Source organism: Sphingosinicella humi, from assembly GCF_003129465.1.
In the GTDB taxonomy this organism is placed as follows: domain Bacteria; phylum Pseudomonadota; class Alphaproteobacteria; order Sphingomonadales; family Sphingomonadaceae; genus Allosphingosinicella; species Allosphingosinicella humi.
Genome location: NZ_QFFF01000001.1, coordinates 2534228 through 2556318, shown reverse-complemented (window position 1 = coordinate 2556318; position 22091 = coordinate 2534228). Strand labels below are relative to the sequence as shown.

At 66.8% G+C, this 22091-nt stretch carries 31 protein-coding genes and 1 tRNA gene; 14 read left to right on the top strand and 18 right to left on the bottom strand.

The features are described from left to right. Nucleotides 1-27 precede the first annotated feature (27 nt). Nucleotides 28-1086 carry a phage shock protein operon transcriptional activator gene (gene pspF, locus DF286_RS12560; protein WP_109271751.1) on the bottom strand — a complete coding sequence of 353 codons (1059 nt, stop codon included), beginning with the start codon at nt 1084-1086 and terminating at the stop codon, nt 28-30. 165 nt (nt 1087-1251) lie between these two features. On the opposite strand from pspF, the gene DF286_RS15195 reads away from it, so the two are divergent. The 9 genes from DF286_RS15195 (at nt 1252) to DF286_RS12520 (ending at nt 4706) form a co-directional block, all read left to right on the top strand. Next, entirely contained in the window at nt 1252-1410 is a 159-nt protein-coding gene (locus DF286_RS15195; protein WP_158274688.1) for a hypothetical protein, read from the top strand. Nucleotides 1411-1464: 54 nt separating this feature from the next. Continuing rightward, on the top strand, nt 1465-2139 hold the full coding sequence (gene pspA, locus DF286_RS12555) for a phage shock protein PspA (protein WP_109271750.1): 675 nt from the start codon (nt 1465-1467) through the stop codon (nt 2137-2139). A 3-nt stretch (nt 2140-2142) separates the two neighbouring features. Beyond that, complete coding sequence (gene pspB / locus DF286_RS12550) at nt 2143-2427, top strand: envelope stress response membrane protein PspB (RefSeq protein ID WP_109271749.1); 285 nt, start codon at nt 2143-2145, stop codon at nt 2425-2427. Continuing rightward, the gene (gene pspC / locus DF286_RS12545; protein ID WP_109271748.1) at nt 2424-2807 is read left to right on the top strand and encodes an envelope stress response membrane protein PspC; all 384 of its coding nucleotides are present in this window, start codon (nt 2424-2426) and stop codon (nt 2805-2807) included. Before pspB ends, pspC begins: the two co-directional genes overlap by 4 nt. Nucleotides 2808-2832: 25 nt before the next feature. Then, the gene (locus DF286_RS12540; protein ID WP_109271747.1) at nt 2833-3126 is read left to right on the top strand and encodes a hypothetical protein; all 294 of its coding nucleotides are present in this window, start codon (nt 2833-2835) and stop codon (nt 3124-3126) included. 36 nt (nt 3127-3162) lie between these two features. Beyond that, complete coding sequence (locus DF286_RS12535) at nt 3163-3474, top strand: hypothetical protein (protein ID WP_109271746.1); 312 nt, start codon at nt 3163-3165, stop codon at nt 3472-3474. 91 nt (nt 3475-3565) lie between these two features. Further along, entirely contained in the window at nt 3566-3799 is a 234-nt protein-coding gene (locus tag DF286_RS12530) for a hypothetical protein (RefSeq protein ID WP_109271745.1), read from the top strand. Between the two features lie 59 nt (nt 3800-3858). Then, entirely contained in the window at nt 3859-4266 is a 408-nt protein-coding gene (locus tag DF286_RS12525; protein ID WP_109271744.1) for a SufE family protein, read from the top strand. 20 nt (nt 4267-4286) lie between these two features. After that, on the top strand, nt 4287-4706 hold the full coding sequence (locus tag DF286_RS12520; RefSeq protein WP_109272174.1) for a PaaI family thioesterase: 420 nt from the start codon (nt 4287-4289) through the stop codon (nt 4704-4706). On the opposite strand, the gene DF286_RS12515 is transcribed toward DF286_RS12520, so the two are convergent. After that, a complete protein-coding gene (locus DF286_RS12515; RefSeq protein ID WP_109271743.1) occupies nt 4707-5240 on the bottom strand; it encodes a J domain-containing protein in 534 nt (177 codons plus the stop codon). Nucleotides 5241-5372: 132 nt separating this feature from the next. Between DF286_RS12515 and DF286_RS12510 the strand changes: the two genes are divergently transcribed. After that, complete coding sequence (locus DF286_RS12510; RefSeq protein ID WP_424141246.1) at nt 5373-7469, top strand: S9 family peptidase; 2097 nt, start codon at nt 5373-5375, stop codon at nt 7467-7469. Nucleotides 7470-7524: 55 nt separating this feature from the next. Here DF286_RS12510 and DF286_RS12505 read toward each other — a convergent pair whose 3' ends face one another. The 8 genes from DF286_RS12505 to DF286_RS12470 all read right to left on the bottom strand — a co-directional run bounded on the left by DF286_RS12505 (nt 7525) and on the right by DF286_RS12470 (nt 11885). Further along, entirely contained in the window at nt 7525-8286 is a 762-nt protein-coding gene (locus tag DF286_RS12505) for a CsgG/HfaB family protein (protein WP_109271741.1), read from the bottom strand. Between the two features lie 176 nt (nt 8287-8462). Then, on the bottom strand, nt 8463-9074 hold the full coding sequence (folE, locus tag DF286_RS12500; protein WP_109271740.1) for a GTP cyclohydrolase I FolE: 612 nt from the start codon (nt 9072-9074) through the stop codon (nt 8463-8465). 69 nt (nt 9075-9143) lie between these two features. Beyond that, nucleotides 9144-9353, bottom strand: a complete 210-nt coding sequence (locus DF286_RS12495; RefSeq protein ID WP_146193624.1) for a hypothetical protein — start codon at nt 9351-9353, stop codon at nt 9144-9146. A gap of 87 nt (nt 9354-9440) precedes the next feature. Further along, nucleotides 9441-9517, bottom strand: a tRNA-Arg gene (locus tag DF286_RS12490). Between the two features lie 36 nt (nt 9518-9553). After that, nucleotides 9554-10003, bottom strand: coding sequence for a DUF1178 family protein (locus DF286_RS12485; RefSeq protein ID WP_109271738.1), 450 nt, complete (start codon nt 10001-10003; stop codon nt 9554-9556). Continuing rightward, complete coding sequence (locus tag DF286_RS12480) at nt 10000-10830, bottom strand: carbon-nitrogen hydrolase family protein (RefSeq protein WP_109271737.1); 831 nt, start codon at nt 10828-10830, stop codon at nt 10000-10002. The genes DF286_RS12485 and DF286_RS12480 overlap by 4 nt, the downstream gene beginning before the upstream one ends. Then, nucleotides 10831-11088, bottom strand: a complete 258-nt coding sequence (gene grxC, locus DF286_RS12475; RefSeq protein ID WP_109271736.1) for a glutaredoxin 3 — start codon at nt 11086-11088, stop codon at nt 10831-10833. A gap of 50 nt (nt 11089-11138) precedes the next feature. After that, the gene (locus tag DF286_RS12470) at nt 11139-11885 is read right to left on the bottom strand and encodes a ComF family protein (RefSeq protein WP_109271735.1); all 747 of its coding nucleotides are present in this window, start codon (nt 11883-11885) and stop codon (nt 11139-11141) included. 43 nt (nt 11886-11928) lie between these two features. Between DF286_RS12470 and DF286_RS12465 the strand changes: the two genes are divergently transcribed. Beyond that, nucleotides 11929-12789 (top strand): methyltransferase domain-containing protein, encoded by an 861-nt coding sequence (locus tag DF286_RS12465; RefSeq protein ID WP_243444821.1) that lies wholly within the window; start codon nt 11929-11931, stop codon nt 12787-12789. On the opposite strand, the gene DF286_RS12460 is transcribed toward DF286_RS12465, so the two are convergent. After that, entirely contained in the window at nt 12773-13171 is a 399-nt protein-coding gene (locus DF286_RS12460) for a (deoxy)nucleoside triphosphate pyrophosphohydrolase (protein WP_109271733.1), read from the bottom strand. The two genes, DF286_RS12465 and DF286_RS12460, sit on opposite strands and share 17 nt — an antisense overlap. Nucleotides 13172-13280: 109 nt before the next feature. On the opposite strand from DF286_RS12460, the gene DF286_RS12455 reads away from it, so the two are divergent. Beyond that, on the top strand, nt 13281-13457 hold the full coding sequence (locus DF286_RS12455) for a Flp family type IVb pilin (protein ID WP_109271732.1): 177 nt from the start codon (nt 13281-13283) through the stop codon (nt 13455-13457). Nucleotides 13458-13585: 128 nt separating this feature from the next. Then, entirely contained in the window at nt 13586-13762 is a 177-nt protein-coding gene (locus tag DF286_RS12450) for a Flp family type IVb pilin (protein ID WP_109271731.1), read from the top strand. Between the two features lie 54 nt (nt 13763-13816). Here the strand turns inward: DF286_RS12450 and DF286_RS12445 are convergent, their stop codons facing one another. The 5 genes from DF286_RS12445 to DF286_RS15265 form a co-directional block, all read right to left on the bottom strand. Next, complete coding sequence (locus DF286_RS12445; protein WP_109271730.1) at nt 13817-15277, bottom strand: M48 family metalloprotease; 1461 nt, start codon at nt 15275-15277, stop codon at nt 13817-13819. Between the two features lie 95 nt (nt 15278-15372). Beyond that, complete coding sequence (locus tag DF286_RS12440; RefSeq protein WP_109271729.1) at nt 15373-16314, bottom strand: acetyl-CoA carboxylase carboxyltransferase subunit alpha; 942 nt, start codon at nt 16312-16314, stop codon at nt 15373-15375. Between the two features lie 12 nt (nt 16315-16326). Then, nucleotides 16327-17184 (bottom strand): tyrosine-type recombinase/integrase, encoded by an 858-nt coding sequence (locus DF286_RS12435; protein WP_109272173.1) that lies wholly within the window; start codon nt 17182-17184, stop codon nt 16327-16329. A gap of 44 nt (nt 17185-17228) precedes the next feature. Further along, complete coding sequence (locus DF286_RS12430; RefSeq protein ID WP_109271728.1) at nt 17229-19025, bottom strand: hypothetical protein; 1797 nt, start codon at nt 19023-19025, stop codon at nt 17229-17231. Then, nucleotides 19006-19176 carry a hypothetical protein gene (locus tag DF286_RS15265; protein WP_170303962.1) on the bottom strand — a complete coding sequence of 57 codons (171 nt, stop codon included), beginning with the start codon at nt 19174-19176 and terminating at the stop codon, nt 19006-19008. Before DF286_RS15265 ends, DF286_RS12430 begins: the two co-directional genes overlap by 20 nt. Before the next feature lie 30 nt (nt 19177-19206). Here DF286_RS15265 and DF286_RS12425 point away from each other — a divergent pair, with 30 nt between their 5' ends. Beyond that, nucleotides 19207-19767 (top strand): shikimate kinase, encoded by a 561-nt coding sequence (locus DF286_RS12425; RefSeq protein WP_109271727.1) that lies wholly within the window; start codon nt 19207-19209, stop codon nt 19765-19767. Nucleotides 19768-19819: 52 nt separating this feature from the next. Here the strand turns inward: DF286_RS12425 and DF286_RS12420 are convergent, their stop codons facing one another. Beyond that, the gene (locus DF286_RS12420) at nt 19820-21625 is read right to left on the bottom strand and encodes a cation:proton antiporter domain-containing protein (RefSeq protein ID WP_109271726.1); all 1806 of its coding nucleotides are present in this window, start codon (nt 21623-21625) and stop codon (nt 19820-19822) included. After that, the gene (locus DF286_RS12415; protein WP_109271725.1) at nt 21625-22050 is read right to left on the bottom strand and encodes an iron-sulfur cluster assembly scaffold protein; all 426 of its coding nucleotides are present in this window, start codon (nt 22048-22050) and stop codon (nt 21625-21627) included. The genes DF286_RS12420 and DF286_RS12415 overlap by 1 nt, the downstream gene beginning before the upstream one ends. Nucleotides 22051-22091 lie beyond the last annotated feature (41 nt).

Below are 22091 nucleotides of genomic sequence, written 5' to 3'. Positions count from 1 at the left end.
ATCAAGTGCGTCGATTAAGCGGCACCTTCAGGCCGACTGTCGCTCACCGCCGATGACGCCATGTCTCTTCATGGCATGACGAAGCTGATCGTAGCTGAGCTGAAGCGCCGCCGCCGCCGCGCGCTGGTTCCAGCGGCATCTTTCCAGCGCGGACTTCAAAATGGCCTTTTCATATTCCGCCACGGCCAGGCGGAAGTCGGCACAGCTCAGGGGATCGTGAGCCGGTGAAGCGGACGCCGGGGCGGTTGCCGTGGCCATCGCGCTTTGCTGCTCACTCGCGGCTGAGGCGGCCGTGACTTCGCCAATCGGGCGCCACGGTGACTCGAACGGATCGAACTGAACCGCATCGACGGGGCGTTCCGAATCCTCCCATCGGTACACGGCCCGCTCCACGACGTTCCGCAACTCGCGGACATTGCCGGGCCAATCATAGGAAAGCAGCCGAGCAGCGGCGGCGGCGCTGAAGCCGGGCCACTGGTTCCACTCCAGTTCCAACGCCATCCGCCTGGCGAAATGATCGGCGAGCACGGGTATGTCGCTGGTGCGGCGGCGGAGCGGCGGCAAGGTCACGACTTCGAAGGACAGCCGGTCGAGCAGGTCGGCGCGGAACCGTCCTTCTTCCACCGCCCTCGGCAGATTCTCGTTGGTGGCGGCGACGATGCGGACGTCGACCTCGAGCGGCCTGTTGGAGCCGATCCGCGTCACTTCGCCATATTCGATGGCGCGGAGCAGCCGGTCCTGCGCCGGCTTCGACAGCGTTCCGAGCTCGTCGAGGAACAGGGTTCCGCTATCAGCCTCTTCGAACCGGCCCGGCCGCGCCTTGGTGGCCCCGGTGAAGGCGCCGGCCTCATGACCGAACAGTTCGGCCTCGATCAGCGTTTCCGGAAGAGCCGCGCAGTTCATGATGACGAGCGGCCCGTCCCACCGCGACGACAGACGATGAAGCCGCTCGGCGACCAACTCCTTGCCGGTGCCCCGTTCGCCAATGACGAGCACGGGCCGGTCCAGCGGCGCGGCCCGGCTCGCGCGCTCGATCGCGTCGAGAAAGGACGAGGACTGGCCGACCAGTTGGGTGTTGCGCTCCATTCCCAACAATTGGGACATATCGCCACCTATTGGCAAGCGAAATATGCTGCTTGAGGCTCATTTTTGGCGGATTTCTGCCTATCCGTAAAGTTGGCACGGGGGCTGCAAAGGATTGGGCAACCGCCACAGAGCGGATCGGATCAACCCGGTTCAGGGAGTAAGAATATGCTCAACCAAGACATGAAGAACATCGCCGCCTCCATCATCGGCGCCCTCCTGCTCAGCACCGTCTCCGTCGGCGCTGCCGTCGCTCCGGCCCGCGCGCTTGAAACCGCGCCCGCCCAGGCTGCCGACGCTCCGCTTTCGCATGAAGTCCTGGCCTGAATGGTGCTATGATAGTCCGGCGTCGACAGCGACATAAAAGGAGTTCTTAAACCCATGGGTATCTTCTCACGGACCCGCGACATCATCGCCGCCAACTTCACCGACTTGCTCGACAAGGCGGAAGATCCGGCGAAGATGATCCGGATGATCATCATGGAGATGGAGGAGACGCTGGTCGAAGTCCGCGCCTCCGCCGCCCGGACGATCGCCGACCAGAAGGAAATGCGCCGCCAGGTCGCCAAGCTTGAGAAGCTCCAGGAAAGCTGGACCGAGAAGGCCGAGTTGGCCCTCTCCAAGGACCGTGAGGACCTCGCCAAGGCCGCTCTCGTCGAGAAGCAGAAGGCGGCCGACATGGCCGACGGCCTCAAGGCCGAGATCGCCGTGCTGGACGACGCGCTGCGCGCTTCGGAGGGCGACATTGCCAAGCTGCAAACCAAGCTGCGCGAGGCTCGCACCCGCCAGAACGCGATCATGAGCCGCCTCGAAAGTGCCCAGAACCGTGCCCGGATGCGCGAAATGTATGCCGGCCCGAAGGTCGACGAGGCCTTTTCGCGCTTCGACGTGCTGGAGCGCCGGGTCGACTTCGCCGAAGGCCATGCCGACGCGCTGAGCCTGGGCGCTCCGCAGAAGACGCTCGAGGAAGAGATTGCCGAGCTCAGGAACAGCGAGAAGGTCGACGCCGAGCTTGAAGCGATGAAGGCAGCCCGCGCCGCGAAGAAGGAAGACTGACCGATGGAAGAAGTTCTCGTCCCGATCGCCGTCGTCGGCATGCTGTTCATCGGCCTGCCGTGGCTGATCTTCCATTATGTCGTGCGCCTCAAGAGCGCGGCCTCGCTCACCGCCGAGGACGAGCGGCTGCTCGACGACATGCATGAAATGGCTCGCCGTCTCGACGATCGCCTGCAGACAATCGAGCGGATCATGACTGCCGAGAATCCCAACTGGCGCCAACTCGCCGCCGATCCGGCCAGCATCGGCATCGAGGATCGGCACACCGTCCGGAGGCTCAACCCGTGAACGCTCCCCGCCGCACCAAATTCTACCGCGACAAGCTCAACGGCAAATGGCTGGGCGTCTGCGCCGGCATAGCCGACTATACCGGAATCGACGTGACCCTGGTCCGGATCGGTACGGTGTTGCTGACGGTGCTGGGCTCCGGGGCGACAATCATCGTCTATATCGCAGCCGGGTTCCTTGCCCCCGTTAAGCCGCGCGAGCTCTACGACCAGAACCCGGAGGAGCAGAAATTCTGGCAGGGCGTGCGCGTCAACGCGCGCCGCTCCGCCCGCGACGTCCGGTCGCGACTACGGGAAATCGACCGGCGGCTGGCCGACGTGGAGACCTACGTCACCAGTTCCAATCACCGGCTGGCACAGGAAATCGAAAGCCTACGCTAAGCGCACAAGAATAGGGGAAAAGAAGATGTCCTGGGGAAGTCCGGCATTCGTACTCGCGATCATCGCCATGTCCTACGGAGCCTGGCTGATCACCAGCTGGATCCGCGCCAAGCACGGCTATCCCATCGAGAATGAGTGGGGCGGAATGACGGAGAAAAACGACGGCCCCGACGCGAGGCGCCAGATCGAGATCCTGTCGAACGAGAATGCGGGCCTAAAGGGCCAGGTAAGCCGGCTGGAGGAGCGGATCGCCGTGCTCGAGCGCATCGCCACCGATCCGGCCGAGCGCACCGCCCGCGAAATCGAAAAGCTGCGCTGACCGCGAACCGCGTCTCAACTTAGCGGGAGATTGAAGATGTTTCCTTTTGCCGATTTCGCTCCGGTATTCGCCCTGGTGGGTGTCGTCGCGGTCGCCGGATGGGTGTTCACGACCTGGCTACGCATCAAGAACGGCTACCCGCTGGATGGCGCCTGGGGCCAGGCGGTCTATCCCAAGACCAGTGACGAGCAGATGGAGCGGATCAAGCTCCTGAGCTCCGAGAACGCCCAACTCCGCGCCGAACTTGGCGCAGTGAAGGACCGACTGGCGACGGTGGAACGGATCGTCACCGACGATAGCCACCGCCTCACACAGGAAATAGAGAGCCTGCGCGGCCCGACCAACTGAGGGACGAGTCGACAAGAGGATTGTCGTCGACGATTTGGAGACACCAAGGGGCGAGCCGCTGAACCGGGCGACGCCAGAGCAGGAGAGTATCATGGACCCCTTTTCGATGGTCGTCGGGATCGTGCTGATCGTGACGATCGGCGGGATCGTACGAGCCCGGTACAAGCATCAGGGAAGCGCGCTGCGCCTCGCCGACGATCCGGAAGCGCAGCGCATGCGCGACGAGATCAAGCACCTCAAGGAAAGGCTGGCGGTGCTCGAGCGAATCACCGTCGAGAAGGAAAACGCCCTGGAGCGCGAGATCGAGCTGCTGCGGGACCGCTGACGCCCGCGGCGCGCTTCGGGTGATGACGAATCCGCCTCGCATCACTATCTGCTCACCGTATGACCGCGCTCAATGACGTCTTCGCCGATTACGAACTGCTCGAAGCAGACGATCGCTACCGGCTGCTAATCGATCTCGGCCGCTCGCTGGAGCCGATGCCGGACGCGCTCAAGACCGACGCGACCCTGGTGCGGGGTTGTTCGGCGGCAGTGTGGCTCTATCCGGTCGAGCGCGGGGACGGCAGCTTGCATTTCCTGGCCGACAGCAATGCCGCGATCACCAAAGGCATTGTCGCGCTGGTTCTGCTCGCCGTCCAGGATCGGCGCGCCGAGGAGATATTGGCGACCGACATCGAGGGAGCGCTGTCGCCCTTCGATCTTCGTAACCAGCTCAGCTCCAACCGGACCCAGGGCATTCCCAACATGATCGCCCTCATCCGCCAGACGGCCGAGCGGCTGAAGGGGTGAGCGTCGCCGATCTCGGCAAGATGAATAGCTTCGATCCGAAGCTATTCATGTCCTATGCCGAGAGGGTCGGCCACGGCGCCGCGCTGGGCATCGTCTATCACGACCACGGCTCCGACTGGGCCGAGCTCGCCCTGCCCTATCGCGAGGCGCTTGTCGGCGTTCCCGAAAGCGGCATCATCGCCTCGGGTCCGATCATCAGCCTGATGGACATGGCGACCAGCCTCGCCATCTGGGTAAAGCTGGGCCGCTTCCGCCACCAGGCGACGCTGGACCTCAGGGTCGACTATCTGCGCCCGGCAGCGCCCGGCAAGACGATCATCGGCCGCGGCGAATGCTACCGGGTGACGAAAAGCGTCGGCTTCGTCCGCGGCCTCGCCCACGACGGCGACAGCGCCGACCCGGTCGCGCATGTCGCGGCGACGTTCATGTTCACGGACTAGCTAGGGCGACAGCGCGCTCCGGCGCTCCTCGGCCTTGCGAAGCACGTCATAGGCCGCCTGCACCGCCTGGAATCGAGCAGCCGCTTCCTCGCCCGGTGCCACGTCGGGATGATTCGCCTTGGCGAGACGCCGGTAGGCCGCCTTGATCTCCTCGAAATCCGGATCGCCTTCCAGCTCCAGCACCTCGAGCGCGCGCATCTCGTCGCGGCTGCGGCTGCCGTCGCCCGGCCCGCCCCAGCCATAATGGCGCGCCTGCTCGAAGCCGCGCGAGTCCCGGTGCTCGCCGGCTTCGCGAGCCGCCGCTTCCTCCGCGCTCAGCCCCTCGAAATAATTCCAGTTTCGATTGTATTCGGCGGCGTGGCGCTCGCAGAAATACCAGCGGTCGGGCTTGTTCGGCGCTTTCGGCGCGGGCCGGTCGCCGGGCTCGTCGCAACCGTGACGGTCGCACCGGCGCACCTCTGCCGCCTCGCGCCTGCCGCCATAGCCGCGCCAGCGGGGAAAGCCCCAGTCGTTCGATCGTGTCGCTCTAGCCATCCCCCACCAGATAGGACCTCAGACCCGGTACGGCCAGCATCCAGATGACAGAAGGACGCTTGCCCGCGCGCAGTCACCCGATAGGGTGGGCCGGCCAAAAACGATCCCACGACAAGAATAATGGGGGAATGAATGCCTGCACTATCCGCGATGCCGGGGCTTCCGCTCGGCCCGACTCTTCGCCGCCTTTGCGTGGTCGCGCTGCTCATGACAGCGCCCGCCACGGCCCTGGCGGCACCGGCCGAGGGCCCAACCACCCTCTTCACGCCGCACGACCTCTTCTCCCTCCAGGTCGCCTCCGACCCGCAGATCAGCCCGGACGGCAGCCGCATCGCCTATGTCCGTCGCTCCGGCGACATCATGACCGACCGGATGCGCCCGACCCTCTGGCTCATCGACACCCGCACCGGCAAGGAAATGCCGATCGCCGCGGGGCCGGGCGCGCACAGCCAGCCGCGCTGGTCGCCGGACGGGAGCCGCCTCGCCTATGTGTCCACGGCCGAGGGCGACACGCCGCAGCTCTTCGTCCGCTGGATGGATAGCGGCGAGAGCGTCCGCATCACGGGTCTGCCGAACTCCCCCTCGGGCATCGCCTGGTCGCCGGACGGGCGGCGGATCGCCTATTCGATGTTCGTGCCGGACGAAGGGCTGAAGCTCGGCAAGCCGGCCGAGAAACCCGAAGGTGCGACCTGGGCGGAGCCGCTCGAAATCCACACCGCCGTCACCTACCGCACCGACGAGCAGGGTTATCTGAAGCCCGGCTACGACCACATCTTCGTCGTCCCGGCCGAGGGCGGCGCACCGCGTCAGCTTACCTTCGGTGCGGTCAACAATGGCGGGCCGCTGTCCTGGAGCCCCGACGGGAGCACGATCTACTTCAGCGGCAACCGCACGCCGGAATGGGAGCGAGAGCCGCTCGACAGCGAAGTCTTTGCGCTGGACATCGAAAGCGGCGCCGTGGCGACGCTGACGGATCGCGAGGGACCGGACAGCAGCCCGGCGGTTTCGCCGGACGGCAGCCGGATCGCCTATGTCGGCTTCGACGACCAGAAGCTCGGCTACCAGAACAGCATCCTCTACGTGATGGACCGCGACGGCTCGAACCGGCGCGTCCTCACCGCCGACCTCGATCGAAGCGTCGGCTCGCCCGCCTGGGCCGCCAACGGCCGCTCCATCTATGTCGACTATGACGACGAAGGGGTGACCAAGGTCGCCCGCGTGTCGCTCGACGGCTCCGTCCGGACCGTCGCCCAGGGCCTCAGCGGTTCCTCGCTCGACCGACCCTATACGGGCGGCTCCTTTTCGGTGGCCGACAATGGCGCGCTCGCCATCACCAGCGGCTCGGCGACGCGGCCGGCCAATATCTCGCTGGTGCGCGGCGGCGAAGCGCGGCAGCTCACTCGGCTCAACGCCAGTCTGCTCGACCACAAGCGGCTGGGCGAAGTCATCGAGATTCCGGTGACCAGCTTTGACGGCCGCGAGGTCGACGCCTGGCTCACCCTGCCGCCGACCCATGTCGAAGGCCAGCGCCACCCGCTGATCCTCGAAATCCATGGCGGCCCTTTCTCCGCCTACGGTCCGCATTTCTCGACGGACAACCAGCTATACGCCGCCAGCGGCTATGCAGTGCTGTCGGTCAATCCACGCGGATCGACTTCCTATGGCGCCGAGTTCGCCAACCTCATCCACCATGCCTATCCGGGTCGCGACTATGACGATCTGATGGCCTCCGTGGATGCGGCGATCGCCGGGGGCTATGTCGATCCCGACCAGCTCTTCGTCACCGGCGGCTCCGGCGGCGGCGTGCTCACTGCCTGGATCATCGGCAAGACCGATCGCTTCAAGGCGGCGGCGACGCAAAAGCCGGTGATCGACTGGGCGAGCTTCGCCCTCACCGCCGACGGCCCCTTCTTCTTCTCCGAATATTGGTTCGGCGAATATCCGTGGGAGGATCCCCAGGCCTTTTGGAGCCGCTCGCCGCTGTCGCTGGTCGGCAATGTGAAGACGCCGACCCTCGTGGTCGTCGGCAGCGAGGATTACCGCACGCCCGTCAGTGAGGCCGAGCAATATTATACGGCGCTGCAGCTCGTCGGGGTGCCGACCGCCCTCGTGAAGGTGCCGGGTGCCAGCCATGGCGGCATCGCCGCCCGACCTTCGCAAAGCGGCGCCAAGGCGAGCGCGATCCTCGCCTGGTTCGACAAGTATCGTAACCGCGCGGCCACAAAATAAAAACTTGGGGCGGCGCCGCTGGTCCTACCCGGCGCCGCCCCGCGATCCGGTGAACCTAGCGCGCTTCGGGGGCCGCCGCGCTCGGGTTCGCCGGGAGACCGCCCAGCTGGGAAACCAGGTCTGTGTAGGCGTCGAGATAGGCCAGGACGATGACCTGGCCGATGTCGGTGTTGGTGTAGCCGCCACCGCCGATGCCGGCGAAGCCGCCCCAGAAGGTGCCGGCGCCGCCGCCGAAGCTCCAGTCGGAGCGACGGGCATAGCCCTCGGTCATCCGCTCCTGCTCGGTGGTCCGGGCGTTGACCAGCGTCAGGAGGACGTTGGCCTCCTTCTTGCTGACGCTGAGGCCGCCGACGATCCCGCCGAAGACGCCGCCGCCGAGCGCGCCGCCCAGCGCCGCGCCGAGGCCGCCGCCGCCGGACCGCTCATTCTTGGTGACGATGTCGGGAACGATGAAATAATCCGCCGCCTTCACCTGGCCGCGGCCGATGTTGGAGCCTTCCTGAAGCTCGCCGCTGTCGGCGAGGGCCCGCTCGAGGTTGCGGCTGGAAAGACCTTTGTTGCGGTCGACGAGGCCGAAGCAGCCGGACTTCATGACGAACATCTTGATGACCGCCTCGGGGCTGCCGAGCCCGAGCGCCTGCCACCAATTATTGTCCGGCTCGACGATGGCGATCGTGCCGAGCTTCTGGGTGCAGACGGGAATCTGGGCCTCCGCCTTGTCCTGGGCCTTGCGACCGGAAGACCGGCCCTGGGCAAGAGCGGACGTCGACGTCAGCGCGAGTGCCGAGATAGCTATGAACGAGACCAGTTTGCGCACGATTATTCCCCCAAAGTGATTTTTCCATGCCGGGCCGGTCCTGATCCGACCCCGCGATCTTTGGCATAGGGGAATGCGTCGTCTTTATCACTCGCCTTTCGCTGCAGCTGACCGATGCTGCTGCGAAACGACAGGTCGAGCGACGAAAGCGACGATCTCGTCGACGGGCGTGCGCCTCAATAGCCCATCAGGGCGAGAACCTCGCGGCGACTTCGTTCGTCTTCCCGGAAGACACCCATCATGCGGCTCGTCGTCATCATCACGCCCGGGGTCCGCACCCCGCGCGCGGTCATGCAGGCATGGCTCGCCTCGATCACGACGGCGACGCCCTGCGGCTCCAGATGCCCCCAAATGCAGTCCGCCACCTCCGCCGTCAGCCGCTCCTGCACCTGGAGCCGCCGCGCATAGCCATGGAGAACCCGCGCGAGCTTGGAGATGCCCACCACCCGATCCTTGGGCAGATAGGCGATCGATGCCTTACCGATGATCGGAGCCAGATGATGCTCGCAGTGGGATTGGAACGGGATGTCCTTCAGCAGCACGATCTCGTCGTAGCCGCCGACCTCCTCGAAGGTGCGGCTGAGATGATGCGCCGGGTCCTCGGCATAGCCCTGCGCATATTCCTTCCAGGCCCGGGCGACGCGGACGGGCGTGTCGAGCAGCCCCTCCCGGTCGGGGTCGTCGCCCGCCCAGCGGATCAGCGTTCGGACCGCCTCGCGGACCTCCTGGGGCACGGCGATTTTTTTGGGCGAGCGGTAAAGATCGCCATCCTCGGGGGTGCTGGTCATCGCGCTTCCCTAGCACGAACGGGTCTCAGCGCCAGAGGATCGTTCCCGTCCTGTGAAAAGTCCCGACGTTCAGGGGCTGACCGGCCGCTCGGTATCTTCCTCATCCTCGATGAGGACATCGTAGATTCCGTAGAGGATGAGGGCCGCGAATGCCGCGCCGAGAGCATATTGCACGACGCCGGGTCCCGTGTTCCGCGTCTCTTGAGCCGTCTGTGCCGATACCGGAGCGACCGCCAGCGCGGACGCGGCCGCGACTAGGCCGAACTTCTTCAGGTCCATCATACCGCCCCCACAATTGGCTGCGAATTGTTGCTTATTGTATGATGTTGCCGATTGTTGCGCAACGACCGAGCCGTGGGCGGAAAATGGTGACCCCGACAGGATTCGAACCTGTGGCCTACTGATTAGGAATCAGTTGCTCTATCCTGCTGAGCTACGGGGCCGACCGGCTGGCTGGTTAAGCCGCACCGCGCTTCCGGTCAATTCTCGCGGCCGGGTTCCAACACCGGGAAGGGCAGCGGCGCGACCTTGATTCCGTCTTCGAGCAAACTGTCGGTTTGTTCCCTGGTGGCCCGCCCGTGAATGGAGCGCGCCTCCGACTCGCCCAGGTGGATGGCCCGCGCCTCGTCGGCGAAGCGGTCGCCGACATAGTCGGAGCCTTCCAGCATCTTCTTCTGCGCCTCGGCCATCTGCGCCATCATCGCTTTCACGGCTGCGGGATTGGACGACAGCATCTCGGTCGGAGCCTCGGCCCGGTTACCCTTGGGCGCCACGCGCGGTGCCATCACCGCCTTTTCGACCTCGCGCGAGCCGCAGACGGGACATTCAACCAGCCCGCGACCGCGCTGATCCTCAAACGCGTCGCTGGATCCGAACCAGCCCTCGAAGACATGGCTCGCCGAGGCGCATTTGAGGTCGAAGACGATCATCGGGCAAGCTCCGGCTCGCCGATGGCACGGCGGTGGCGAATGGCCGGCAACCGGCCGCGCACCGCTTCGACCTCTGCAAGATCGATGTCCGCGAAGCCCACACCCGGCTCGCGCCCCATGTCGAGGAGCACCTTCCCCCACGGATCGACCACCAGCGAGTGGCCGTAGGTTTCGCGCCCATCCTGGTGCCGGCCCGCCTGCGCCGCGGCAATCACGAACGCGCCCGCCTCGATCGCCCGCGCACGCAGCAGCACATGCCAGTGCGCCTCCCCGGTGGGCACGGTGAAGGCGGCCGGAATGCTGAGGACCGTCGCACCCGCATTGCTGAGGGCCCGGTAGAGGTCCGGAAAGCGAAGGTCGTAACAGATGGAGAGGCCCATCACCCCCAGCGGGGTTTCGGCGGCGACGCTGCGCTCGCCCCCGGCATAGGCGGCGGATTCGCGCCAGCTCTCGCCGGTCGGCAGGTCGACGTCGAACAGGTGGATCTTGTCGTACCGCGCCCGGATGGTCCCCTTGTCGTCGATCAGGAAGCCCCGATTGACGAGCCGCCCGTCCGGCCTCGCCTCCTTCAGCGCCAGGGAGCCGAGATGAACCCAGATGCCCTTGTCGCGGGCGGCCGCGAGGACGGCAGCGAGGACCGGATCGGACGCTTCGTCCCTCAGATGCCGTTCGGCCCGTTCCCGATCCCGATCGAGAAGTCCGCTCATCTCCGGGGTGAACAGCATCGCCGCGCCGCCCGCCGCCGCGCCTTCGACCGCGCCGACCAGGTCGCGGGCATTGGCCTCCGGGTCCAGGCCCGTCTGAGCCTGATAAAGGGCGATCCGCATTCAGGCCTCGAGCAATGGGTCGAGCTTGCCGGCGCGGTCGAGCGCGGCAAGGTCATCGAAGCCGCCGATATGACGATCGTCGATGAAGATTTGGGGCACCGTGGTGCGGCCGTTCGCGCGCTGGATCATCTCGGCCCGCTTCTCGCCACCCAGGCTGATGTCATATTCCTCGAAATCCGTTCCCTTCTCCTCCAGCAGCCGCTTGGCCCGGAAGCAGTAGGAGCAGAGCATTTTACTATAGATTTCAACGCGCGCCATGGGACACCCTTCATTCGCCGCGCCCGACTTGTGGCGCCTCACCACCATTGTCAATCGTCCGACCGAACAACCCGCGCCCAGCACAGAATGTTCACCCGCGCTGCCCCAGCCCGCTTCAGCGCCTTGGCACAGGCGTTGGCGGTGGCGCCGGTCGTGTAGACATCGTCGATAAGGAGCACGGAGCGGCCTTTCACGCGCGTCTTCGCCTTTTCGCCGAGGCGGAAGGCGCCCCGTACGACCAGCGCGCGCTCGCGCCGCCCCTTGCCCTTGAGCCTGGGCGTCGCCTTCACCCGCTCGATCAGCGCCAGATCGGTCCCAAGACCGGTGCGGCGGCCGAGCGCGGAGGCGATCAGCGCGGCCTGATTGTAGCCACGCTTCCAGATCCGCCAGCGGTGGAGCGGCACCGGGGCGAGGATCGCGTCGCCATCTTCGCCATCGACGTGACGACGCATGAAATGGGCGAGCGTCTCCGCCACGCCCGGCCGGCCGCTATATTTGAGCTTCAGCACCACCCTTCGGGCAATTTCTCCATAAGCGACGGCGGCGCGGAGGCGGTCGAAGGCAGGCGGCTCGGCCAGGCAGGCGGCGCACTCGGCGTCTGCCCCGGGATCATAGTCGAATGGGAGGCCGCACCGGGCGCAGCAAGGCTCGCCGAGGAAATGAAGCTGCTGCCAGCAGTGAAGGCAGAAGCGATGCACATCCTCCGCCACCGTGCCGCAACCGGGACATCGCGGCGGCAGCCCGAAATCCAGGATCTGGCGGACGGCGCCCCTTGCCGCTGTCACCGCGCTCTGCATCAATCTCTTGTTCCCCAGCCGCGTCCGCTGCACAAGCCCGGCCGTGGACCCCGACCTTCCCTTCGACCGCCGCCTCCGCCGCCTCCGCCGCGACCGCGCCGCCCGCACCTCAGCCGGTGCCGATTATCTTCACCGCTTGGCGGCGGAGGAGCTGCTCGAGCGGCTGGACTGGGTGAAGCGCGACTTTAGCGATGCGCTCGACCTCGGCTGCGGCGACGGCTTCCTCTCGCAGCAGCTTCGCGAGCGGGGACTCAAGGTCGTATCGGCAGACGCCGGCGAGGCGTTCGCGCGCGGCGCGGCGGGCGTGCAGTGCGACGAGGATCGCCTCCCCTTCGGCGACGGCGCATTCGACCTGGTCATGTCCGTCGGCGTGCTCGACAGCGTCAACGACCTCCCGGGCGCGCTGACGCTGATCCGCCGAATACTTCGTCCGGACGGCCTATTCCTCGCCGCCTTCACCGGAGCCGGAAGCCTGCCGCGCCTCAGGAGCGCGATGAACGCGGCCGAAGACGCGGAGGGCCACGGCTCTGCCCCGCGCATCCATCCCCAGATCGACGTGCGGGCGGCGGGCGACCTCCTTACCCGCGCCGGCTTCACCCTGCCCGTGGCGGACACCGAAGGCATCGACATCCGCTTTTCCAGCTTCGCCGGCCTGATCCGTGATCTGAGAGCGATGGGGGCGACCAACATCCTCGCCTCGCGGTCAAGGCGGCCGATCGGCCGTCACGGCCTCGCCGCGGCAACGGCCGATTTCGCCCGGCACGCCGACACGACCGCCAAGACGACCGAGCATTTCGAGATACTCTACCTAACCGCCTGGTCCCCCTCGCCCGACCAGCCAAAACCCGCCCGCCGCGGCAGCGCCACCGCCTCGCTGGCGAGGGCGCTCAAAAAGCCGGGATAAGAACTTCGAGGAGGCGGACCAGCGGCACGTCGGCGGGCGGCATGGCAAGCGACCGCATCTCCTCCGGGCGGGCCCATTTGAGCCCGGCGGCGTCGAGCGGCCGCGGCTCGCCATGCCATTCGCGGCAAAGATAGAGCAGAAGGAGCATGTGGCGCCCGGCGACGTCGGCGCTCGCGAAGGTCGCCGGCGCGAGATGCGCCGCGTCGGTGTCGATCCCGAGTTCTTCTTTCAACTCCCGGGTTAGAGCGGTCTCGGGGAGTTCGCCCTGTTCCACCTTGCCGCCGGGAAATTCCCAGAGACCGGCCATGGAGCGCCCGGGCGAACGCTGCTGCAGCAGAACCCGCCCATCGCCGTCGACGAGCGCCGCCGCCACCACCGTCATTGTCGGATTATTTTCCACCGATCACCCTCTTGGTAGGATTTGATTAACGACGGCAGGGATATTCGTGCCGAGGTTAGGACATTTTTGTTCCTCACCTGCGGGGTAGGAAATGGCACACCGGACATCAACACTGCTGATCGACGAGCGCGGCGCGACCGCCGTCGAATATGGGCTGATCGTCTCGCTGATAGTGATCGCGATGATCGGGGCCCTGCTGCAGGTCGCTGGTACCACCACCGAGATGTGGAACAATGTCTCGGACGCAGTCGTCGATGCCAGCCAGTAACAATCTCCCGCATTAACATTTTGAAAACTTCTCGCACCTAAAACCGGAGACTGCTCGCCTCCCGAGCTAAGGACAGGAAGGCGGCATGGAAGTGTGGACTTCCAGAGCGATGGAACAGGAGACCGGAAATGAAGATTTTTCGCAAATTGCTGAATAATGAAAAGGGCGCCACCGCGATCGAATACGGCCTCATCGCCGCTCTGATCGCCGTCGCTGCCATTACCGCCATGTCTGGCCTGGGTGAACAGCTCGGCAATACCTTTAACGAGGTCAACACCACGATGGCTACCGGCCAGCCCCAGTAAGGTTTGACCGCAGAACGATCGGGCGGCGGAACCTGGTTTCGCCGCCCTTTTCTTTTATCGATTTCCGTAGACGACCAGCTTTACCTTGCTTCCGGGCGTCAATTGGCTGTTGGCGCTGAGCGAGTTCAGCACCAGGAAGCGCTCCAGCTTATAGTCGTCATAGGCCATGCGGCTCGCGAGCGACTGTACGGTGTCGCCGGAACGCACCGTCACGACATCGATGACTCGCGGCCGGATCGACGCCGCTTCACTGGCGCTCAGCCGGTCGAGCGAACCCACCATCGAGGTGAACGGTCCGATGCCGCTCCCGGCCGGCGTGATCATCGCGAAATGATAGACGGTGTCGGGATCCCATTGATAGGCGAAGACCGTCACGTCCAGCTGCCCCTGGCTCGTATTGGCGCGCGCGGTCGAATAGGCGGCGGGAATGCCGTTGACGCTGGTCGACTGCGGCGGCGGGAAATTGATCTGGCCCTGCCCGCCGGCAAGGGCCTGGAAAACTTGGCCGATATAGGATCCCAGGCCGCCGGTGAACGCTCCACCCGAAAATTGCGCCTGGCCGTTAGAGCCGGTGATGCTGACCGCCCGGCTACCGTTCTGGATGCCGAATCCCTGCGGCACCGAGAAGGCGAGACGGAGGTCCGGGTGCAGGAAGCGGTTCCCGCGCACCACGCCCTGGGCGGGATCGTCGTCCCAGATCATGCCGTCTACGGCGTTGAGCAACTGGTCTCTATTGCGAATACCTGTGCCCGCCGACTGAACTTGCCCGGCGAGCGCGGTGGCGCGGTTGACACGATCCTCGCTCAAGGGATGGGTGCGGGCCCAGCTCGGCACCGAGCGCTGGTCCTGGCCGGCGATGCGGTTGTCTAAATTCTCGGCCGCGCCGAGCGAGGCGAGCAGGCTGGCCGAGGCATCGGCGTCGTATCCCGCGGCCGACATGTATCGGATGCCAAGCGCATCGGCCTCATATTCCTGCTCGCGCGAATAGCTGAGGAACAGGCCCTGCCCCACCGTCCCGGCGAGCTGGGCGAGATCACCCGAGCCGGTGAGGATGCCGACCGCCAATGCGCCCAGCTGCGTAAGAAGGCCCCTGTTCTGGCGCCCGCGCGAATGATCGGCGGCGATATGGCCGATCTCGTGGCCGAGCACCGAGGCGAGCTCCGCCTCGTCGTCCATGAGGCCGAGAAGCTGGCGCGTAATGTAGACATAGCCGCCCGGAACGGCGAAGGCGTTGAGGACCGGCGAGTTCAAAGTGGTGATCGTATAGGCGCCGCTGCCGCCCCCCTGAATGCCGGATTGCGCCGCGACCTTGCTTCCCACCGCCGCGACATAAGCGCTGCGATTGGCATCGACGGTGCCCCCGAACTCCGCCACCACCTGAGGATGTTGCTGCGCCGCCGCCTGCTGCGCATTCTGCGAGATAGAGCGGCTCCCGGGATCTCCGGTAAGACCTCCGGCGGCGCAGCCGATGGTTGCAAGCGAGGCGCCGAGCGCCAGCAGCATCTTGAGTTTCATGGGATCGTACTCCTGTTCGCCGGAACGATAGCGTTCCGAAATGAACACGGAATAGCCGGCGAGGTTCCGCCGGCTGCATGAGCCGGCGCGGGAGGCTAGCTGATCGCCAGGAACTTGGCCCGCCGCTGGGCGCGCACTTCCTCGGGGGAGAGCCGCGAAAGCTGATCGAGCTCCTCGCCGATCGCGGAACCCAGCATGGCGATTGCTTCGGCCGCGGAGCGATGGGCACCGCCCAGGGGCTCCGGGACGATCCGATCGATGACGCCCAGCTCCCTGAGGTCGCCTGCCGTCACGCGCATCGCCTCGGCCGCATCCGCCGCCTTCTCGGCCGTGCGCCACAGGATGGAGGCACAGCCCTCGGGCGAGATCACGGCATAGACCGAATGCTCAAGCATCAGCACCCGATTGGCGGCGGCAAGGGCAATGGCCCCGCCCGACCCGCCCTCGCCCACGACCGCGGCGACGACGGGAACCGAAAGGGCGAGACAGACTTCGGTCGAGCGGGCGATGGCTTCCGCCTGTCCTCGCTCCTCGGCCTGGACGCCGGGAAAGGCCCCGGGCGTGTCGACCAGCGTCACCACCGGCAGGCCGAAGCGGTCGGCGAGCTGCATCAGGCGGATCGCCTTGCGATAACCCTCCGGCTTGGCCATCCCGAAATTATGCTTGAGGCGGCTGGCGGTATCGTCGCCTTTCTCATGGCCGATCAGGAGGATCTTGCGGCCGTTCAGCTTGCCGAGGCCGCCGATGATCGCCTGGTCGTCGCCGAAGGCGCGGTCCCCGGCCAACGGCACGAAATTGTCGACAAGTCCGGCGACATAATCCTTGAAATGCGGCCGTTCCGGGTGACGGGCGACCTGCGTCTTCTGCCAGGGCGTCAGCCGGCCGTAAGTGTCGCGCAACAGCTTTTCGGATTTCGCCTGAAGCTTCTCGATTTCGGAATCGATGTTGAGCTCGCCGGCATCGGCAGTTTCGCGCAGTTCGCGCACGCGCGCGTCCAGCTCCGCAATCGGTTTTTCGAAATCGAGAAAGGTCGCCATGAACCGGGCGGGTTAGGTGGCTTTGCGCCTGTCGTCAACGAGCGGGTGGCGGCTGTTGACCAGCTCGACCAGCCGCCGGCTGTCGACATGGGTGTAGATTTGGGTGGTGGCAATGTCGGCATGGCCGAGCAGCATCTGCAGCGCGCGCAGGTCCGCGCCGCCTTCCAGCAAATGGGTCGCAAAGGCATGGCGAAGGACGTGCGGGCTGATGCGGTCCGGCGGAATGCCCGCGTCGGCGGCGAGCGCCTTCAGCAGTTGATACAGCCGGACGCGGCTCAGATGCTTCTTGCCCGACGGGAAGAGCCAAGGCGACTCCCTCGGCACCAGCGCCACCCATTCGGCCACCGCGGCACGTGCGCGATCGGAGATCGGCACGAGCCGCTCCCGCCCGCCCTTGCCGCGCAGGATCAGGAACGGCTTGTCGGGCGAGACCGCGTTGCGCGGCAGCGAGACGAGCTCGGTGGCGCGCAGGCCCGATCCGTAAAGCAGCTCGATCAGGGCGGCGAGGCGCAGAGCGGGTCCATCCTGCCCGCTGCCCTTGCGGCGGTCTATCTCCCGGAAAAGCGCATCGACGGAAGCATGGTCGAGGACCTTCGGGATCGGACGCTCGCTGGCGGGCCGTGGGAGCGCGGCCGAGGGATCGTCGGCACGCAAGCCCTCGTCGGCCAGGAACGCATAGAACCGTCGCAGTGCCGCCGCCTTGCGGGCGACGGTCCCGCGCTTCAGCGGCAGCCAGGCTTCGCCCAGGCTCTTCAGCCGCTCCGCCGATGCGGAAGCCAGGCGCCCCTCGAGGAGTTCGGACGCGCCGCGCAGGTCCCGCTCATAGGCGAGCAGGGTGTTGCGAGCCGCCCCGGCCTCGGCCGCCATCATCTCGAGGAAGGCGGCGATCAGCTGCCGATCCTCGCCCGCGGCGGTCACAGCCGCGCCAGCGCCTCGGCGGCGATCATCCGCGCATAATAATCGAGGCCGACCTGCCGCAGCGCCCTGACGATGCGGTAGAGGTGCTCGGGTGGAACGCCGCGCCAGCCGCCGGTCTGCATGCCGACGCCGGCGAGCAGCGCGACCGTGCCGGGCTGGCGCGACCGCGCCGCCTGGTCGAGCGCGCGGGTCCACACATTCTCGGCCCCGAGTTGAAGGTCCAGCTCCCCCGCGAGTCCGCCATCGGCCTCGATCCGGCCCAGTCCGGCGAGCGCCGCCACCAGCATCTTCGATTTCAGCCGATCTTCGCCGTCATCGCGATTCAGGAAGGCTTCAATGCGGCCCGAGGAGATGTCGACCGTCGGGCGCTCCGAAGCGACCGCGAGCAGCGCCCAGGCGCCGTCGGCCTCGGCATCGTCCATCGCTCCGACGACATTGCCCCATCGCGCCGCCCGTTCGTCATAGCCGGCGGTGAGCATCGACGCGATGAGGTCCTCGGCGTCGCCGGCGAGTGCTTCGTTCGGCGTCATCCGGGCCGCGGCCGATGCGGTGAGGATACGGCGTGCGTGGCGCTGGACCGGGGTTTCGGCTTCCGTCCACAAGCCCCGCATCGCCGTCATGCGTGCCTGCAGCGTCGGCGCCGCATAGGCCTGGCGAAGACGCCCACCGACCGATTCGGTGATTTCCGAGGGGTCGGTCGTGTCCGCGATCAAGCTGTACATCTCGACCAGCGAGGCGTTGGAGAAGACGCCGAGCGACGCCGCCCAGTCCGCCGCCTGCAATCTCTGGTCGATCGGCAGCATCGGCGCCCGCGCCTTCCACGCACGCACATGCGGCCCGGCGAGGTTCATCAGCCGGTCCGGCACCTCGATTCCGGTGGCGCTGGCGAGACCGAAACGCCAGCTGTTGAGCGCATCGACATTCTCCCATTCGATGGTGACCGCGCGCCGGGTGTTGGTGCCGGCGCCGATCACCTTCTCGGCAAGGCTGACGTCGATGCCGCCGGCCCGCCCGCGGCTCCGCGCCCGGTCGATGAGTTCGCTCGCCCGGCTGGGCTCGCCGGCCAATGCCGCGCACATCGCATCGCCCAGCACCCAGACCGGCTCGTCCGACGTCTCCCGGCCCGGCTCGATCAAGGGACAAAGGCCCGCCGGATCGGCCCCGGCGAGAGAGGTCTGCACGGCGATGGCGAACATCTTGGGCGTGAACCGGTCGACGTCGATGGCCTGGGTCAGCATGCGCGCCCCGTCGGCCTCGCCCATCCGCAGCAGAAGCCATGCCCGCTCGGCGACCCAGTCGACCGGATGGACGTGGGAGGGCGCCGGCACGCGGGACAGCAGCGCGCGCCGCAACAGGATCGACGTCCAGCGCGAGGGCAGCGGCGCGTCGAGGCGGCGCATCAGTGTGGAGAGATAGCGGCCATTGGCATCGCCGAACGCGCCCGTGCCCAGCCCCCAGGCGCGGGGTCCCAGCGGTCCCACGATATCGACCGGCCGTCGCGACGCGTCCGGAATCTCGATCGGCTCGGGCAGGTCCAGTGCTTCTTCGAGCGATTGCAGTTCCTCCTCGCCGGGCGCCAGCGAGGGCGACGACACCAGCGGCACGTCAGACGTGGGCGGCGGCGTGCCCGGAGGCGGTGTGGGCGGCTGCTCGACCGGCGGCGGCAGGGCCTCGGGATCGCCGAAGCCCGGGGGCAGCAGCGATTCGGGCGCCTCCTGGCCGATGGCCGGGATGGCGAGGCCGAGCGCCGCGGCGCCGCCGAGGAGGAGAAGCTTAGTCCGCCAGCGCTTCATTGGTCACGTCCTGCTCGATTCGCGTGGTCGCGACCTCGGTGTCGACGGTGGAAAGATAGAAGGTGCCGCCGATGATCAGGACGAGCAGGATGACGAGGATCGTGGGAAGCGGCGACCGGCGCCGCCGGGGAGGAGAGAGTCTGTTGCGCATGGCGGGCCTTTTGCCCCAGGCATGCGCTCCATGTATAGCCCCGGCGAAATGCCCAAGGCCGCGCCCCTTTCGGACCGATCGATCGTCCTTGTCGGCCTGATGGGAGCCGGAAAATCGACCGTCGGCAAGCGCCTGGCGCGAAGGCTCGGCCTTCCCTTCGTCGATTCCGACGAAGAAATCGAGCGAGCGGCCGACCGCAGCATCTCCGAAATCTTCGATCATTTCGGCGAAGGCAGCTTCCGCGACGGCGAGCGGCGAGTGATCGCGCGGCTGATCGAAGGGCCGCCCAAGGTCATCGCAACCGGCGGCGGCGCTTTCATCAACGACGAGACGCGGGCGATGATCCTGGAGCGCTGCGTCGCCATCTGGCTCGACGCCGACGTGGAGACGCTCAGCGCACGGGTCTCGCGGCGCGATCACCGGCCGCTGCTGAGGGACAAGGAGCCCGGCCCGATCCTGCAAAGGCTCGCGAGCGCGCGAAACCCCATCTACGCCGAGGCGCACCTCCACATCCATAGCGCGCCGGCGCCGCACGAGCGCACGGTCCAGCGCATCGTCGAGGCGCTGGCGAAGTGGAAGGCGACGCCTTGAGGCGTGCCCAGGTGATCGCGGACGTTCGCGCGTTCCTCGATTCCGGGGGTGGTTAGACCGGGTCGGCGTCGTCGAGCGGATTGTCCGGGCGGAACATGCGCTCCTTCAGCGTGTGGAGGTCGCCCGACTTGCTTTGCTCCTCCAGGCGTTCCCGGTCCCGATCGCGATAGGCGCGCTCCACCCGCGCCACTTCCTCCTCCGGAAGGCCGAGCTGGCCGAGCGCCTCCCTGCCCATGAGGATGGCCGATTCGAACACCTCCCGGTAGGCGCCGGAGAGATCGAGCCCGTCGAGATCCATGAGATGCCTGCGGTCGAAGGCGCGGACGAACACTGCCGCCTGCGGAAAGGCTTCGAGGATGGGCTCCAGCCGCGCTTTGCCGAGCCGGATCCCGTCATGGCAGAAGAGCAGCGCCCGCGCCTCGGCGGCGCCGGCGGAGCGCAGCAGGTCGAGCCGCGTGCCGTCGCCATAATAGACCTTCATGCCGAAGGCGCCGCTGGCCTCGATCTGCTCGGGCCGGGAATCGATCAGGGTGACACCGATTCCTTTCGCCATCAGCATCTGCGCCACGGTCTGGCCGAAGCGACCATAGCCTATGACGATCGCGCCCGCTTCTGGGGAGGCTTCCGGCCCCTCCAGCCCGGCATCCTCGCGGCCGCCGGCGCGGCGATCCATCCAGTCGTTGAACTTCATCAAAAAGGGCGTCGAAGCCATCGAGATGGTGACGATGGCGCCGAACAGGCTGGCGGCTTCGGTGGCGATGAGCATCGCCGACTGGGCGGCTGCGAACAGCACGAAGCCGAACTCGCCGCCCTGGCTCAGGAGCAGGCCGAGCTTCACCGCCCGCCGATTGTCCATGCCGAACATTCTCGCCAGCGCGAACAGCACGGCCGCCTTCACGGCGATCAACGCCAGCGCCATGCCGATGACGAAGCCGGGGCGGCTGGCGATGGCGCCGATGTCGAGCATCATGCCGACCGCGACGAAGAACAGGCCGAGCAGGATCGATCGGAACGGCTCGATGTCCGCTTCGAGCTCGTGGCGGTAGGGCGAGTCGGCCAGCATCACGCCGGCGACGAAGGCGCCGAGGGCGGTGGAGAGGTGCAGTGCCTCCATCACCGCGGCGCTGGCGAGAACGGTGAACAGTCCGGCGACGACGAACAGCTCCCGCTCGCTGACCCGGCCGACGATCCGGAACAGCGGATTGATGATGAACCGGCCGGCGAGGACGAGCCCGACGATCGCGGCGACGGTATAGATGCCGAGCAGCCAGCCAGGCGGCGTCGAGGGATCGGCCGGCGCGCGGGACAGCGCCGCGATGATGGTGATGAGCGGGACGATCGAGAGATCCTGGAACAGCAGGATCGAGAAGGCGCGCTCCCCCGTCGGACCATGGATGTCGCCCGAGGAACGAAGGCTCGGCAGCACCTGCGCGGTGGATGAGAGGGCGAGCGGCAGGCCGATGGCGAGCGAAGCCGCGAGCGTGAAGCCGGTCGCGACATAGACGAGGCCGGTGAGAGCCAGGCCGGTGACGACGACCTGCAGCAGGCCGAACCCGAATATGTCCTGCTTCAATCGCCACAGGCGGCTCGGATTGAGTTCCAGGCCAACCAGGAAGAGCAGCAGCACGATCCCGAAATCGGCGATGTGCAGCATCGCCTCGCCGGCGTTGACGAGGCCGAGACCGTCGGGTCCGACCAGCGCTCCGGCGACGAGATAGCCGAGCACGGCGCCGAGGCCGAAGCGGCGGAACAGGGTGACGAACAGCATCGCCGCCCCGAGCAGGATGACTCCGTCGCGGAGAACAAGCGCGGTGGCTTCGACGGCAACCTGCTCGACCGGAGCGGTCGCCGGCCCCATCAGCGCGAGGCTTCCGCCGCCGCTTCGGCCACCGCCTCGAACGCGAGGAGGATGGAGGGATGCCTCGCCTTATAGGCCCGCGCCCCGCTGAAGATGTCGAGCCCCGGCCATTCGCCAGGATCGGCCCGCTCGCCGCGCAGATAGCCGGCCAACGCATTACGGGCCTCGTCCAGCTCGCGGGGCCCACGGCCCAGCGCGGCAGCTCCCATCAGGGCGGCCGAGGCCTGGCCGAGTGCGCAGGCCTTCACCTCCTGCCCCAGCGCCGCCACGCGCCCTTCCTCGTCCAGCACCACGTCCACCGCCACCCAGCTGCCGCAGACAGGCGAGCGCTTCTCGGAGCTCGCCTGCGGCTGATCGAGGCGGCCGAGATGGGGTATCGAAGCGGCGAGCCGCAATATGTCCCGGTTATAGAGGGTCGTAGCCATCAAGCGGGCATATAAGGTCGCGAGGACCCGAGCGCATCCGC